General features: G+C 40.1%; 15 protein-coding genes and 1 other RNA gene. 2 read left to right on the forward strand and 14 right to left on the reverse strand.

Annotated features, from left to right (window positions below):
- Positions 1-84: 84 nt before the first annotated feature.
- Complete coding sequence (locus BW961_RS14055; RefSeq protein WP_068587603.1) at positions 85-582, reverse strand: hypothetical protein; 498 nt, start codon at positions 580-582, stop codon at positions 85-87.
- A 188-nt stretch (positions 583-770) separates the two neighbouring features.
- Positions 771-1,436, reverse strand: a complete 666-nt coding sequence (locus BW961_RS14060) for a TerC family protein (RefSeq protein WP_068587605.1) — start codon at positions 1,434-1,436, stop codon at positions 771-773.
- A gap of 126 nt (positions 1,437-1,562) precedes the next feature.
- On the opposite strand from BW961_RS14060, the gene BW961_RS14065 reads away from it, so the two are divergent.
- Positions 1,563-2,255: a TerC family protein gene (locus BW961_RS14065; RefSeq protein ID WP_068587607.1), complete on the forward strand. Its 693-nt coding sequence runs from the start codon at positions 1,563-1,565 to the stop codon at positions 2,253-2,255.
- A gap of 118 nt (positions 2,256-2,373) precedes the next feature.
- On the opposite strand, the gene thiI is transcribed toward BW961_RS14065, so the two are convergent.
- From thiI to BW961_RS14095, 6 genes are all read right to left on the reverse strand, one after another.
- A complete protein-coding gene (thiI, locus tag BW961_RS14070; RefSeq protein WP_068587609.1) occupies positions 2,374-3,600 on the reverse strand; it encodes a tRNA uracil 4-sulfurtransferase ThiI in 1,227 nt (408 codons plus the stop codon).
- Positions 3,600-4,760 (reverse strand): cysteine desulfurase family protein, encoded by a 1,161-nt coding sequence (locus tag BW961_RS14075; RefSeq protein WP_068587611.1) that lies wholly within the window; start codon positions 4,758-4,760, stop codon positions 3,600-3,602. Before BW961_RS14075 ends, thiI begins: the two co-directional genes overlap by 1 nt.
- Positions 4,761-4,891: 131 nt before the next feature.
- Entirely contained in the window at positions 4,892-5,602 is a 711-nt protein-coding gene (locus BW961_RS14080; RefSeq protein WP_068588097.1) for a lytic transglycosylase domain-containing protein, read from the reverse strand.
- A 168-nt stretch (positions 5,603-5,770) separates the two neighbouring features.
- Positions 5,771-6,202: a hypothetical protein gene (locus tag BW961_RS14085; RefSeq protein ID WP_244555959.1), complete on the reverse strand. Its 432-nt coding sequence runs from the start codon at positions 6,200-6,202 to the stop codon at positions 5,771-5,773.
- A 46-nt stretch (positions 6,203-6,248) separates the two neighbouring features.
- Positions 6,249-6,467, reverse strand: coding sequence for a DUF1540 domain-containing protein (locus BW961_RS14090; RefSeq protein WP_068587613.1), 219 nt, complete (start codon positions 6,465-6,467; stop codon positions 6,249-6,251).
- A gap of 223 nt (positions 6,468-6,690) precedes the next feature.
- Entirely contained in the window at positions 6,691-7,200 is a 510-nt protein-coding gene (locus tag BW961_RS14095) for a YpuI family protein (RefSeq protein WP_068587615.1), read from the reverse strand.
- A gap of 230 nt (positions 7,201-7,430) precedes the next feature.
- Between BW961_RS14095 and BW961_RS14100 the strand changes: the two genes are divergently transcribed.
- On the forward strand, positions 7,431-9,344 hold the full coding sequence (locus BW961_RS14100; protein ID WP_068587616.1) for a S8 family peptidase: 1,914 nt from the start codon (positions 7,431-7,433) through the stop codon (positions 9,342-9,344).
- Between the two features lie 103 nt (positions 9,345-9,447).
- On the opposite strand, the gene BW961_RS14105 is transcribed toward BW961_RS14100, so the two are convergent.
- The 6 genes from BW961_RS14105 to dnaG form a co-directional block, all read right to left on the reverse strand.
- The gene (locus BW961_RS14105; RefSeq protein WP_068587618.1) at positions 9,448-9,777 is read right to left on the reverse strand and encodes a hypothetical protein; all 330 of its coding nucleotides are present in this window, start codon (positions 9,775-9,777) and stop codon (positions 9,448-9,450) included.
- 207 nt (positions 9,778-9,984) lie between these two features.
- An RNA gene (gene rnpB, locus BW961_RS14110) (RNase P RNA component class A) lies at positions 9,985-10,396 on the reverse strand.
- A 96-nt stretch (positions 10,397-10,492) separates the two neighbouring features.
- Entirely contained in the window at positions 10,493-11,608 is a 1,116-nt protein-coding gene (locus tag BW961_RS14115) for a Nif3-like dinuclear metal center hexameric protein (RefSeq protein ID WP_068587619.1), read from the reverse strand.
- Entirely contained in the window at positions 11,584-12,360 is a 777-nt protein-coding gene (locus BW961_RS14120; RefSeq protein WP_068587621.1) for a tRNA (adenine(22)-N(1))-methyltransferase, read from the reverse strand. Before BW961_RS14120 ends, BW961_RS14115 begins: the two co-directional genes overlap by 25 nt.
- A gap of 257 nt (positions 12,361-12,617) precedes the next feature.
- On the reverse strand, positions 12,618-13,757 hold the full coding sequence (gene rpoD / locus BW961_RS14125; RefSeq protein ID WP_068587623.1) for an RNA polymerase sigma factor RpoD: 1,140 nt from the start codon (positions 13,755-13,757) through the stop codon (positions 12,618-12,620).
- A 43-nt stretch (positions 13,758-13,800) separates the two neighbouring features.
- Complete coding sequence (gene dnaG, locus BW961_RS14130) at positions 13,801-15,621, reverse strand: DNA primase (protein ID WP_068587625.1); 1,821 nt, start codon at positions 15,619-15,621, stop codon at positions 13,801-13,803.
- Positions 15,622-15,646: the final 25 nt, after the last annotated feature.

The raw sequence follows: 15,646 nt of genomic DNA on the forward strand, positions 1-15,646 counted from the left end.
AACATATCTTTTATATTATAATGATTTTTCTGAAATAATCAAGTTTTTTTCTTGAAAATGATTCAAGTTTATACAGTTAAATAATTACCATTTACTTTTCGTTGATGACTTTCTTCTCAAGATCAACCAGAGTCCGAAAGCCATAAGAACAATCGCTAAAATGTATAATACTCCTGTTTTCATCAGACTCAAAAGAATGAAGGCAAGTGAAAACAATCCAAGAATACTTGATACCCATAAAGCGATACTTGATCGTGGATTCTCATATACATAGTACTCATATAGTCCTACGGCTACACCAAGGATCAACGCAGGCCACAAATGAGACATTAAACCCCAGCCCCATATATTACATATCCCAAAGAGTAGTCCCCATACCGTTAAAGCTCCGCCCGGAATAAGAAGGATTGACTGACCACGACGATTGAAATATAGAGCTTGCAAAAGGAGCCCTGGAATTAATATGGCCAGTGGCCAGAGGGAACGACCAAGAAAACCAAATACGCCAAGTTTCCCTAACAAAATGACAATACCCGCGATGATAATTAACAGTCCTAACTTCACATCTCTTTTGAAAGACATCTCACACCCTCTTTTCTCCAAAATGCCATCAGGTCAGAAAACATCGAATCCTTTTTTCATCATTATTGTATCTGAATTATGAAAAAAAAACCATATTTACAGATAAAGAAATGGATATCATCTTTTATGAGATGATATCCATTTCTTTGTTATACGAGATATATTGTTTATTCTTCGCAAGAATCCTTTTAAGACTGTAGCCTATGGTTCGCCATTTTCTTAAATCCACCTGCAATGATAACAATCGTAGCCAATACGAGTGGTACTAAAGAATGGTATTCGGGTAATAGAGATGAAATGTGCTCACCGAAGCTAGAATCCTGGAGCATCATTTCTCCACCCGTATATCCTAATATTCCTGCACCCAAATAAATAAGGATGGGATAACGCTGTAACCAATTCATAATAATATTACTACCGTAGATCACAATGGGAATACTGAATGCAGTTCCAATAACAATTAAAGCTAGATCACCATTAGCTACTCCAGCAATCGCTAATACATTATCAAGACTCATAATGAAATCTGCTGCAAGGATCGTACGGACCGCTCTTGAAATCGTTGGTGTTTCACCTAACCTGATCTCTGTCTTTTCTTCCAATAACAATTGGAAGGCAATCCATAATAGCATCACACCCCCGATGGCTTGGAGATATGGGATTTTTAACAGCAGCACAGCAACAAAGGTCAGTATAATTCTAAGAACAACAGCACCTAGAGCTCCCCACCATACTGTTATCTTACGCTGTTCTGGAGGTAGATCTTTGCTCGCTAAAGCAATAACAACAGCATTATCGCCACTCAACACTAAATTAATAACAAGGATTTCTAATAGTAACCACACATTCTCCAAGGTACAACCCTCCCATTCTTACTTGTATGAATAAAAGAGAGGGGCTATGCTAGAGATAACATATTTTTTCTATATACATTCGATTTATTCTCGGATGCGTACATCATTTAAAGGAGTGACACATCAATGGACACAACAGTACTCGGATTTCTCGCTTCACTAATGAACATCATATTTCTCGATCTCATCCTTGCTGGGGATAACGCTATCGTTATAGGTTTAGCAGCTAGGAATTTGCAACCCGCTACTCAGAAAAAAGCTATTATTTATGGAACAGCCGGTGCGGTCGTACTCAGAATTTTCGCTACAATCGTCGTATTGTGGCTACTTAATATTCCATGGTTATTGTTAATTGGAGGTATTCTGCTTGTCTGGATTGCGTACAAGTTGATGACCGATGACGATGACCACACGGATGTCAAAGCAAGTCAGTCATTGTGGGCTGCCGTTAGAACCATCATCATTGCTGATGCTGCGATGGGCATAGATAATGTTATTGCTGTCGCTGGTGCGGCTAATCATAATCTTATTTTAGTGATCATCGGTTTGTTAATCAGTGTTCCGATCGTGGTCTGGGGAAGTACCCTATTTATCAAATTAATCTCACGTTTCCCATGGATTATTTATGTAGGATCTATCGTACTTGGATATACAGCATCCAATATGATGACTGAAGAGAAGAAGCTACAACCATTTTTCGAACAATATCCTGTACTCCGCATTGTATTCATCATTATTGTCACAGCGGGGATACTTACTGCAGGATTCATAAAAATCAGATCTAATAAACGTAATAAAATGACAGCATCCAATGTCTAAATCGCTGCATCTCATCAGTATTAGTACTTATGTGTATGATGCTAAACCCTAACAAAAAAACAGTAGATCAAGGATAATAACCTTGGTCTACTGTTTTTCTTTTCCACTGCAGAATGCTCTAGAACCAATCTTCCTCAACAGGGCTATCTACTTTTGTGTTTCCATTTCCATTAGGTGTAAGTATCATCGTCTCTGTACGATCCACCGCATCCAAAATCATGTCATTAAGATTAGTAATAGAACGCTCAATACTTTCCACGATGCGCAAGTTGGGCTTAGTCGCAGGTGAATCTGGAACAAAGAGTGTACAACAATCTTCATACGGTTGAATCGAAAGATCATACGTTCCGATATCCTTCGCAATCGAAATGATTTCATTCTTGTCCATCATAACCAGAGGTCTTAGCAGTGGTAACTCGGTTGCACGGCCAATGGCATTCATACTTGATAAGGTCTGACTTGCCACTTGACCAAGACTATCTCCCGTTACAATTGCCAATGCTCCTTCACGCTCAGCAAGCAATGTAGCAATGCGGAGCATGGACCTACGCATTAACGTAATGATTAATTTGTCCTGACCCTGACCTGTAAACGAAGTTTGTACTTCTGTAAAAGGAACTAAGTGAAGTTTGATTTCTCCTGCGTAACCAGATAACACTTTTGCAAGATCAATGACCTTCTCCTTTGCTAGTTGACTGGTGAAAGGATAACTGTAGAAATGAACACATTCCGTCGTAAGTCCTCTTCGCATAGATGACCATGCAGCAACCGGACTATCGATCCCTCCTGAGAGCAGCAACATCGCTTTACCATTACTTCCTCGCGGGAATCCTCCAACAGCTGGAATCACTTCATAAAAAATATAAGTTTCTGTCTCTCTAATCTCTACTCTTAGATCTAGTGCAGGTCGATTCATACTCACATCTAACATTTCAAAATTCTTTAATAAATGCGATCCTACATGATGGTTCATTTCATGCGAAGAGTGACCGAACTTCTTCCATACACGTCTGGCACTTACTTTAAACGTAGTGCTTTCTTGTATATTCATTTCTTCCAAATAACGATAACTTGTTTCTAAAATATCTTCCAATTCGGACTTACATACAATAACTGGACTTATGGAGGCAATACCAAACACCTTTTTTAATACTTGAATAGGTTCTGCCGCCGACTCTCCATTTAGATACACATAGATTCTGCCGAACTCATTTCTTAATTCTACTTTAGGATAAGGCTCAAGTACTGATTTCACGTGAAGAAATACCGAATTCTCAAATCTTCTACGATTTTTACCTTTTAATATGAATTCTCCAAAACGCAGTAGTAACATATCATAGATCATTATCTATCATTCCTTCCTTTTTCTAACAATGGATATAACTGCTCAACTGCCTTACGCAGTGCAAGTTCCAATTGGCTTATCTCTTCTTCCGTATGACTGTCCCCAAGACTGATGCGAATCCCACTTGATGCTTCTTCATGACTAAGTCCCATGGATATTAACACTCTACTTGGCTCTGTTTGTTTGGAAGAACAAGCTGATCTAGTTGAGACTAACATTCCTTGCAATTCTAACGTATGCATCAACACTTCCGATTTCATCCCTGGAAAAGAGAACTGCACAATATGGGGTGCACCGTTCTCATTACTATGAAGGTGTAAGCCTTTAATATCTCTAATAAACCCAAAAATCCTGTCTCGTTGAATGGAAACATTTTTGGTGAATATAGGTTGTTGTTCACTAGTCATTCTCATCGCCTTAGCCATAGCTACAAGATGTGGTGTATTTTCCGTCCCTGCACGGAATCCAGATTCCTGAGAACCCCCAGTAAGAAGAGGCATTAATTTCAATCCTTCTCGAACATAGAGTAGCCCTATCCCCTTAGGACCACGGAATTTATGTGCAGAGAGCGTATAAAGATCCACGCTCCATGTCTTTAAATCTACAGGTAACTTCCCAAAACCTTGGACCCCATCGACATGAAATAAAGTCAGTGCATTACAGCGCTTAATTTCCTGTCCGATAGCATCTATGGGTTGTATAGCTCCCATCTCATTGTTGACATGCATAATACTAACCAATATCGTATCTTTTCTTATGGCTGCGGTAATGGATTCCAAGCTAACACAACCTTGTGAATCAACAGGAAGAAACGTAACTTCGAACCCCCACTGTTGTAGTTGAAGAAAACTCTCATACACCGAAGCATGCTCAACCATCGACGTAATCAAATGCTTTCCACGACTCATATATTGGAGTGCTGCACCCTTAATAGCCAAATTATTAGCTTCTGTCGCTCCTGATGTGAATATGATTTCTGAAGGTTTAACATGCAGCGCATTCGCGCAAACTTCACGGGATCGCTTAATCAGCTTTACAGAATCCCCACCTAATTGGTGGATTGAAGATGGATTTCCATAATGCTTGTCCATAACCTCAGTCAATGTGCGTATGACATCTTCATACGGTGGCGTACTTGCAGCATGATCCCAGTAGATCATTTATGTCTTCCACCTTTCTTTTTCGACAACGCAAAAAGATCAAACGTCGGAGAGGGCGTAAGTGCTCTTACTGCTCTTTCACCCTGGTGCCTCCCCCGTGTGATCCCATGTATAACTATGTAGTTGTCTCTTTATACTTCATATTTGGAACGAGCGTTCTGCACCTTAGTTATATAGTTTCTTGTCTCCTCTGGGAGCGAGCTCAAGTGATTCATAAGTTCGGCATCTGATGATATACCAAGCCGCTGAACTCTTCCTGGTCCAGCATTATATGCGGCAAGAGCCATATTCTCTTGTCCATCAAAGCGCTTTAATTGATATGAAAGGTATCTTGTTCCTGCATCGATGTTCTCAGCTGGATCAAATGAGTCGCTAACTCCCAGCCCTTGAGCTGTTCCATCCATTAATTGCATTAATCCCTTCGCTCCAGCGGAAGATACCACTTGTGGATTAAAGGATGATTCTGTATCAATGACGGCTTTGATTAAGGATTCAGATATACCATATTTACGGCTAGCTTGTTCAATCAGATCATTATAAGTTGTAGGTAACGACTCTGCAGAATGATTCTTCGTTTCAGTAATGATTGTATTATCCGTATTTACAGCTCCAAGTTGCTGCCATAATAGACCCTCACTCCATGAAACACCGGGATTTAGAGGTACAGTACTATCGGTCGCTGGTACTTCAGACGTCGTCATCATCTGTTTCAATAATACGTCAAAATCAGATTCACCTGTATTGGTATTAAGTATGCTCTGTATAAGATCATTTTTATCCTGTATCGTAGCATTTTCTTGAAGACTTATAGGTTGTTTAGTCGTTACTGAGTCCATCTGCATGATTATTATCCCAACTTCCATCATAATGTACTTTTTACATTTTATCATGCGAATGGGACATACGCTACCTTCTCTTTAACATCAATAAAAAAAGTGAACATCTAAAACCTCATGAGAGGCTTTAGAAAGTCCACTTTTGATATCTGAATTCGGGCAACCGAGTCATTATTATCTTACAAAAGGCATCAGCACAAAATAACTGATCGTAGCTAATATTCCGAGAGCCATTGACCAGCCTCCGGTTGCTTTGTTACCTTGTGAAAAAGCATAATATCCCATGATCGCTGCAACTGGACCAAGAACGATAGACCACATGAATAAAGACACAACACCAAATGCAAGACCTACATACCCAATCAATTGCCCTGTTCTTGACTCCAAGATGTCCGCATCTACATCTTCACCTCGGGTATCATCTAATATACGAGAAGGACCTGGGGCGACTTCTGCTGCATACTCCTCTGCATACTCCTCTGCATACTCCTCTTTATGATCGTTCTCTAGACGTGGATAATCAACACGTTTGGCATGAAGTATTCTTTCTTTACGAATACTTTCATTCTCGGAATGACCATGATTACCATGTTTATTTTTACCCAATGACAACACCTCCCTTTTTCGATTCAACACAATTACATAAGATTTCTCATTTTGGTTTAAAAGTTAAACAACAAGTCGAGGATGACGTTCGAGCATTATCCTGATGATTATTAAAATGCTCTTCCCCAAATTCTTCATTCAAATTCCGACTTGCATGAGCATCAATTTCAATTACAATTTTCTCAGCTTGACACAGATTAGCTTCTCCCCAAAAGTGACAATTGCTTACGCTACACTTAACTAATGTTTTGGGCTCATTTATCATTAAGATCACCTCTTCTCCATTGTCTCCGACACCGTATGCTGATATGCGAATATGTAGCTGTAAGTTGATGGCATAATGCAAAAAATAACCCATTCAGTAACCTGATTCACTCTATTTCTAGACACATTAAAATGGCTGAGCCGCCCCTATATAGGACAACTCAGCCATTATGTAATGATCATTATTTAATAATTCAATGTATTTGAATGTATTTGGGTTTTAACTAAGCATGACTGCGTTGACTTTGCATCCGACGCTCTGTTAAATAGTCACTTTCATAATACGTAAGATCATCTCTTAACTCTTCATACACTTTATTAATATCTAGAATGATACTACGTGCTTCTTGAATTGGCTTGATACGGAAACGAATTGCATCTTGTCCTGTATAAGCATAACGGCCGTCCTCAGCATAACTCTCATTTTTAGGATAAAAGAAATTGTTGACGCAGTGATGATATACATTGTATAGAGCCTTCTCGGCAAATTCGATATCAAAGTTCGCACGACGCAAAACCACTCCTAATTTCTCATAAGAAACTTCAGAGAAGACAAGTAAGTGGCGCAATTCGGACAAAAATCCTTTGTAGAATAGCACCATGTCTTCATCCGGTTGATCTGATGTCAATTGTGGTAGTGCATGCTCATTCAGAAATATCTCTGTACTTTCAATACCTTTTTTTAATTTTTCTCTTGTGGATTCACACAATTTTTGAACATTGGCTGCTGACATAATCGTTAGCTCCCCCTTAAATGTACCTACGTCAATAGTTGAAGTTGATAATAACTTCTACCATCGATTTCACTTGTATTATCCTACCATATATTACTTTGAAGCGGTACACTTTTCTAGCTTAAATATATCACCTAAATTCAATCATTATAACCCAAACATTACGAATAAAAACACAGCAACTTCCTAACGATAAAGAAAAGCCCAGATACGTATTAGGAGGTATTGAAATGTCCCGCAAAACATGGTTAGTGTCAGGATTAACTGTAGCTATGGCAACGATAACAATCTTTGCGTTAATTCCAAATTCCGATTCCAATTCAAACTTAAATCAAGCTTCGAGAACTCCAGTCGCTAAGCCCAAACAAGAAGAAACCCTTAAACAAACAATAATGAATCATGATATTACGTCCACTGATCATTTGACGCGAGCGGATGCGAAAGAGCATCTTTCTAACATGGCAGACCGATTCAATTCATCAAGTAAACAGCAAATAAATCAATACGTCAGAGAACTACAAAAGACTCATCATCACATTCAATTGCTGACCTGGGTTGATTTCTCCAATCAGCATTCTACACCATACCAATCACCAACCTTAACATGGGACACGAATGATAACAACCAATTCAACACGTATCAAAAATTAGCCACAAATCAATTGCGAAATCATCGCTCCTATGAGTCTCCCTCGTTCAAGGTTAAGGATAATCAATACTTTATTATGGCTGAACCCTCACCTAAGGGAAACAAGGGCATTATCGCGTTAATAAGCCAAAAGGTTCTCAACGAAGTGTCCAATCACCAGAAGAGAAATTTAAGGCTAATTCCATATCCTAAAGAAGGTAATTATCGCGTCGAATCGGTTGAGACCAATACACTTCGAGACATTACCGTGAAGACTGGCCATGATAATGAAAAAGCGAGCCATTATTATGAGAATGAGATTGTCGTACACTTCCGTGAAAATGTGTCAGTTCGAACATTGATGACCATTTCCAGCGAAATCAAAAGCAAATGGATTCGTAAAATGGGTTATGCTTACGTATTTCATGCTGATAACATGAACTATCCACAACTCAAGACTTATTTTATGAATAAATATAGACCTATTTATGTTGAACCTCACTATTTATATTTAACCAATGATAATTTAACTAATGATAATTTAACTAATGGGAAAAACACGTCTATTACACCTAACATTCCGAATGACCTACTATTCTCTAAATACCAATGGAATTTACCGGCCATTCAGACAAATAAGGGATGGGATTTAGCTAAGGGAAACAAAGATGTGATCATCGCAGTCGTTGACACAGGTGCAGACTTGCAACATTCCGACTTAAAAGGAAACCTTATCCAGGGATATAACGTCATTGATCCTTCCAATCAACCTAAAGATGATGTAGGTCATGGTACTCATGTTGCTGGAATTATAGGTGCAGTCGTCAACAACAACGAAGGAGTAGCTGGTATAAGTTGGTATAATAAAGTCATGCCTGTAAAAGCACTCGACAGTTCTGGTGCAGGTACTACCTATTCCGTAGCAGAAGGGGTTATATGGGCTACTGATCATGGAGCGAAGGTCATAAACATGAGCCTGGGTAATTATGCTGACTCTGAATTCCTACATGATGCCATCAAATATGCCTATAACAGAGATGTAGTCATCGTAGCTGCTACAGGTAACGATAATACGGAGCGACCTGGATATCCTGCAGCTTATCCTGAAGTATTCTCCGTATCTGCCACTGATTCATCAATGAAACGTGCCTCTTTCTCGAACTATGGAGATTATGTTGATGTTGTAGCACCAGGGGAAAGCATAGCCAGCACCTATCTTAATAATGAATATGCCGCACTTTCTGGAACATCCATGGCCACTCCTCATGTTGCTGCTCTAGCGGGACTTATCAGATCCAGAAATCCAAATCTCACGAATGAAGAAGTCATGAATCTGATGCGTGAAAGTGTTGTGGATTTAGGCGATAAGGGTAGAGATAAGTATTTTGGTTATGGACAAGTCGATATTTACAAAGCACTTCAAGCTGCTGGAAACGGAGCTTCCCCACTTCAATTTTGGCCACAGCATGTACAGAATCAATTACAATCGGTCATCCAAAGAAACGCATCTAAATAATTCAATACGTATTTTGCAAAAAAACCAATCCGTGTACATTGCAACACGGTTGGTTTTTTTTGGTGAGGTATCGCATTTGTGTCACTTTGCTAGATATTTCGCATTATTTTTTTGATTTTGATTTTATTTTTGCTTTTGCTTTTGTTTTCGCTTTGGTTTTGGCTTTTGATACTGTCGCATTTCGTTTGTTTTCTTTGCGACCGGATACCCCTAATACGCCTACTCTCTCGACTCCTCTTTCTTCGATTCCTTCTTCAACTGTTTCGGAATGATAAATATGTTTCTCAACAGGAATACAATGATGTCTATTGACCACTTGAATCGTGTGGATTACAGGAACAACTTGTGTAAAATAATGGTCTCTTATAACGACAATGGGATCGCAAACGATCGGTTCAACCACGGGACATTCAAAACCACAATGATGGCTCATATTCGTTAGCTCCTTTCGTATTTTGATATAGTCTATTACATACGTCTAACTCCGGTTTGTACGAATGACCATCATAAGTACATACATCATTTAAATAGGCTTTATGCAACGAAAAAAATGGTGATGTTCTATAGGCTATTAACCGATAGAACATCACCATTTCAATTATCATTCATCATAAGTATTTCATTCATGAGTTGTTGTAGTTCTGAAAGTCTGCCGTAAGCCGGGTTCTGTGTCTATTGTGGTTCATACGGGAACAACCCTCCCACTCCAAACGACAATCATCTATCTAGGCCGAACATTGCTGAGCGGCTCCAGCGACCAACCTAAACGCGCCTCGGGCTAAGGCTGCTCTCCTTGCACAGAGAAGCTGCGTTCCATTAGGTCTTGCTCCAAGTGGGGTTTACCAGGAACGAAGTCACCAGCGTTCCTCGGGGTCTCTTACACCTCGGTTCCATCCTTGCCTGTGCTGCTTGCGCAGCCATCGGCGGTCCATTTCTGTGGCACTATCCTTCAACTCGCGCTGACTGGACGTTATCCAGCACCCTGCCCTATGGAGCCCGGACTTTCCTCTCGTGATGCCTTAAGCATCACCAGCGATTGTCTGTCAAACTTTCGGGACAACATTTAATACTATACAGTGAGTTGACCAAGAAAACAACCCCATGAAATTTTGACAGATTATTAATTCTAATTTAGGCAACGTTCTATGCTACATAAATTGGAATGGTTCAGTATTTACCTTGGACACATGTACCTGGGTCTCAACCTTTGCAGTTTGAAGTTTTTCTCTCATCCATTCTGCTACTTTTGATTTCATTATTTTCTCTGCGTTATGACCTGGATCAATGATTGCGATACCTGCCATCAAAGCATCCTGTGCCGTATGGTAGTCAATATCTCCAGTCACAATCACATCTGCACCACGGAATATTGAAGGGGATACATATCTACTTCCAGAACCCCCAAGTACAGCAGCTTTACGGATAGGACGTTTCAGGTCACCTACTACCCTGACATGATCAACATCTAGATTCTGTTTAACAACCTGGACGAACTCCTCAAGTAACATTGGTTTATTTAATTTACCTACGCGACCTAGGCCTAAGGTTCTCCCTTTAAGATTCATAGCATACAGATCATACGCTACTTCTTCATAGGGATGGGCTTTCAACATAGCCTGTACTACTTTTCGCTGGATTCCCTGAGGCACAATGGTCTCAATTCGCATTTCTTCTACCTTCTCAAGCTTTCCTTCTGAACCAATGAAAGGATTACTACCCTCATGAGGCATGAACGTACCATATCCCTCGATATTAAAGCTACAGTGACTATAATCACCAATATAGCCGGCACCAGCTCCTAGAATCGCATCTAGGACTTGTTGATGATGGCTCTTAGGCACAAAAACAACTAACTTTGATAATTGCTCTGTATGAAGATCTTCAATAGGCGAGCCATTCTCGATGCCGAGTGCTTCTGCCATCCAATCGTTCATACCACCCTCTGTAACATCGAGGTTGGTATGGCTAATGTAAACAGCAATGTCGTGTTTAATTAGCTTCTCGTATAGCTTACCCATAGGCGTGTCCGTCTGAAGTTGTTTCAATGGACGAAAAATAATCGCATGATGCGCAATAATGAGATCAACGTTTAATTGTATCGCTTCTTCTACAACTTCGTCATTGATATCTAACGCAATCAGCACATTGTGAATATCCTTCTGTAAGGTTCCGAGCTGTAGTCCTATACGATCGTCAGGCATGGCTACATGTTTAGGAGCTAGCTGTTCCATATATTGAATTACTGTCTGTCCTTTGGCGAACATGAAAGCACCTCCTTAATATGTTGAATTTCTTGTGCTATTTCTTCAGATTTAGTCTCTGCCGAGGACAAAGTAGACGTAGCAAGAGATTTCAGTATTCGTTCCAGCTTATCAATCTCAGACATCCATTTAGAAGTAAAGATCGAATTCCTCTCTTGCAACAACCAAGGGCCCATTCGTACAGACATTTCTTTCGTGATTTTCACTTGCCCATGGCTACTACTATCGAGATAATACTCTTTATAAACATCCTCATTTGATAACGTTACCGTACCACTATTCCCAGGCACAGCCGTTAATATTTCATATACTTTACGATCCTCTTCCATAATGTGCTCAGAGGTTAACACCCAGTGTCTATCTAATAACCAACGGCGCACAAGCTCTTCGCCAACATTCGGTTGTAATATAAGTTTCTTAACACCTTCGAGCTTATCTACACCCTGTTCCAATATCGTTGAAATTAATCCCCCACCCATACCAGCAATCGTGATAACATCGACCTCACCAGGAGAAATCACATTTAGGCCGTCACCAAGTCTTACCGAGATCTTGCCTCCTAGACCCGCTGTAGCCACCTGCTTTGCCGCAGCATCCCGAGGACCAGGATTAACTTCCCCAGCCACCGCACTTAGCGCTTTTCCCGATTTTATCGCCGCTACAGGTAACATAGCATGATCTGAGCCAATATCAGCAAATGTACTTCCGACTGGGATCTGTTCCATAATATATTGCAATCTTTTTGATAATTTCATGAGCCACCTACGCAATCCTTTTTTTTCGTGAATAGAATAACATTACAAGTATTCCCATAACAATTTCTCACTAAATAAGCTGTAGTGATGATTTGCAATAGCTAAGAAAAAGCGCTAAAATAAAAATCAATACAACAAATCAAGGAAATAATTCCAAAAGAAAGAAACCTATCCCTGACATTCCCATATTTCAAATAGACAGTTTATGAAAAAAAGACCTCTGAGCTAATAAGCTGCAGAAGGTCCAATTATACGCTTTATTCCAGAAAATCCTTAAGCCTTTTACTACGGCTTGGATGACGCAATTTACGAAGCGCCTTAGCTTCAATCTGGCGAATCCGTTCACGGGTTACTCCGAACACTTTACCAACCTCTTCAAGTGTTCTCGTACGTCCATCGTCAAGACCGAAACGTAGACGCAATACATTTTCTTCCCGTTCAGTTAGCGTATCCAGTACATCTTCCAACTGCTCTTTGAGTAGCTCATACGCTGCTGCATCAGCAGGCGCCAAAGCTTCCTGATCTTCTATAAAATCTCCAAGATGCGAGTCATCTTCTTCCCCGATCGGTGTCTCCAACGATACTGGTTCTTGAGCAATTTTCATAATCTCCCGAACTTTTTCAACACTTAATTCCATCTCTGCTGCAATTTCCTCTGGTGATGGTTCACGCCCTAATTCTTGAAGCAATTGACGAGATACCCTTATCAGTTTATTAATGGTCTCCACCATATGAACTGGAATACGGATTGTTCGTGCTTGGTCTGCAATGGCACGGGTGATAGCTTGACGTATCCACCATGTAGCATACGTACTAAACTTAAATCCTTTTCCATGATCAAATTTCTCTACAGCTTTGATAAGACCCATGTTACCTTCTTGAATTAGATCAAGAAACAACATTCCCCGTCCAACATACCGCTTAGCAATGCTGACTACGAGACGTAGATTTGCTTCAGCAAGACGTCTTTTAGCCTCTTCATCACCATTCTCAATACGTTTGGCTAGTTGAATTTCATCATCTGCTGATAATAATTGTACACGTCCAATTTCCTTAAGATACATACGGACAGGATCATTGATCTTAATCCCTGGTGGTAAGGATAAGTCGTCATTAAAGGAACTCATCTCGTCACCACTATTATTTTCCTCGGAGTCATCATTAGGCCGAAGTGTATTAACCTCTTCATCATTCTCGTTGACTACTTCAATCTCCAAGTCAGCCAAATGTTCGTAAAACTCTTCCATTTGTTCGGGATCTTGGTCGAACGGGGACAATTTCTCCATGATGTCTTTGATATTTAATGTCGATCTTTTCTTACCTTGCTCTACTAGTTGATCTTTGACCTGATCAAGGGTCAACTCTGTCTCTATTTCAGTACGTTGATCATTCGCCATATTTCGACTCCCTCCTCCCTAGATACACTCAAACCACGTTCATTTATTGTCTCTCTAGGGCTATAATCTCACTACCTATTTGTGCTGCACGTAAAAAATCACCAGAGCGTTCTGCATTCATCATCTCTTCTTTTTTACGTTCTACATGTACTTGCTGTGGAACCTTATGAATTTCCCTAATGTAATCATCAAGTACCTCAATATTCCAATCTCGTGGTGTGTCCATCATTGAGATTGAACTAAGTGTCTTCTCCAATCGGTCATCATGAAGTGATGACATGAAACGGCTTATATCTGGGTGTTTACCCTGAGCATAATATGCATATAGATAAGCAGCAATAGCTGCATGATCATCAATGTTAAAAGCATCTCCGAGGCGCTCGCCCACATATTGGGCGACTTCCGAATCTTGAAGCATCAGAGACAGTAGACGACGCTCTGCGGTGTGATAAGCAGGTAGTAAAGTGGGAGCTGGAATCCGCCCTTTTTTATGCCTACCATTATTCCACCCATCTTCAAAATTATCCCCATCCGGCATATTTTTTTGCATCGTCTGGCGAATCAGGTTGCAATCTTGCTTAAGACTTTCATACGAAAGCTGATGTTCAGAAGATAATTCCCTCAAATACACTTCTCTCTCCGTCGAGGATGATAGGGCTGCAATGATCGGAAGAACTTCCTTCAAATAAGAAATTTTCCCATCTTCTTCTAGGAGTATATGGTTTTTTTTCAGATATATAAGTTTAAATTTTGTCGTTGAAACGGCACCATCAATAATTTGACTCATAAATCGTTCCGAACCATATTTACGTACAAAATCATCAGGATCGAGTCCATCACTTAATATGGCGATCTTAATTCTAATTCCCGCACTTTCCAACAATGGTATATTCTTCATAGCTGATGATTGTCCTGCGCGATCCCCATCGAAACAAATTAATATTTCATCTGCCATGGTCTTCATCATCGAAACATGACTTTCAGTTAAAGAAGTCCCCATCGTTGCAACACCATTGTGTACGCCTGCTTCCCAAGCTGAAATCGTATCTCCATATCCTTCAAACAACACAATTTGTCGTAGCTTTCGGATGGAACTCTTCGCTTGATGCAAGTTGTACAACGTCCGGCTTTTGTTAAACAATTTACTTTCGGGTGAGTTCAAATACTTCGGTTGTCCATCCCCAAGTACTCTACCCCCAAAGGCAATAACCCTACCATTCCTATCGCTAATCGGAAACATAACTCTGTCACGAAACCGATCAATAAATCCCGTACCATCACTTCGAGTGGATAATAATCCTCCCTTTTCCATTTCCTCTAAATCGAAAGATCGTTTCGTCAAAAACTGCACCAATGTATTCCATGACTCCGGTGCATAGCCAATTTGAAACTGATCAATCATTTTGTCACTGAATCCCCTTGAACGTAAGTAATCCATAGCTGGTTTACCATGTTCCGTATTCTTCAGCAAATAATGAAAAAATTTGGATGTCCATTCATAAGCTTGTAGAAGTCTTTCTCTCTCTGGATTGGATGAAGCAACTGCTACACCCTGTATCTCAGGCATCTCGATATGACTTTCTTCCGCCATCATTTTCACAGCTTCGGGAAAAGATAAGGCTTCGATTTCCATCATAAACTTGATTGAGTTACCACCCTTACCGCATCCATAACAGTAGAAAATCTGTCTCTCTGGTGTCACAGTAAATGATGGCGTCTTCTCCGAATGAAACGGACATAGGCCTTTCATATACTTTCCTTGCTTGGTGAGATGAACGTACTTACTTACCGTATCGACGATATCATTGTGTTCTAACACGGAATCAATTACTTTTTCCGGAATATTACCTTGTCCGGCACTCATCTTTACCACCTTCATCTCTTTATGG

The sequence above is a fragment of the Paenibacillus macquariensis genome (assembly GCF_900156375.1).
GTDB lineage: Bacteria > Bacillota > Bacilli > Paenibacillales > Paenibacillaceae > Paenibacillus_AQ > Paenibacillus_AQ macquariensis.

Bases quoted from the DNA above. Each gene is read 5' to 3' on its own strand.
- BW961_RS14080 (WP_068588097.1), bottom strand. From the start codon at position 5,602: ATGCAGATGGACTCAGTAACGACTAAACAACCTATAAGTCTTCAAGAA.
- thiI (WP_068587609.1), bottom strand. From the start codon at position 3,600: ATGATCTATGATATGTTACTACTGCGTTTTGGAGAATTCATATTAAAA.
- BW961_RS14095 (WP_068587615.1), bottom strand. From the start codon at position 7,200: ATGTCAGCAGCCAATGTTCAAAAATTGTGTGAATCCACAAGAGAAAAA.
- rpoD (WP_068587623.1), bottom strand. From the start codon at position 13,757: ATGGCGAATGATCAACGTACTGAAATAGAGACAGAGTTGACCCTTGAT.
- BW961_RS14055 (WP_068587603.1), bottom strand. From the start codon at position 582: ATGTCTTTCAAAAGAGATGTGAAGTTAGGACTGTTAATTATCATCGCG.
- dnaG (WP_068587625.1), bottom strand. From the start codon at position 15,621: ATGAGTGCCGGACAAGGTAATATTCCGGAAAAAGTAATTGATTCCGTG.
- BW961_RS14115 (WP_068587619.1), bottom strand. From the start codon at position 11,608: ATGTTCGCCAAAGGACAGACAGTAATTCAATATATGGAACAGCTAGCT.
- BW961_RS14120 (WP_068587621.1), bottom strand. From the start codon at position 12,360: ATGAAATTATCAAAAAGATTGCAATATATTATGGAACAGATCCCAGTC.
- BW961_RS14105 (WP_068587618.1), bottom strand. From the start codon at position 9,777: ATGAGCCATCATTGTGGTTTTGAATGTCCCGTGGTTGAACCGATCGTT.
- BW961_RS14065 (WP_068587607.1), top strand. From the start codon at position 1,563: ATGGACACAACAGTACTCGGATTTCTCGCTTCACTAATGAACATCATA.
- BW961_RS14100 (WP_068587616.1), top strand. From the start codon at position 7,431: ATGTCCCGCAAAACATGGTTAGTGTCAGGATTAACTGTAGCTATGGCA.
- BW961_RS14075 (WP_068587611.1), bottom strand. From the start codon at position 4,760: ATGATCTACTGGGATCATGCTGCAAGTACGCCACCGTATGAAGATGTC.
- BW961_RS14090 (WP_068587613.1), bottom strand. From the start codon at position 6,467: ATGATAAATGAGCCCAAAACATTAGTTAAGTGTAGCGTAAGCAATTGT.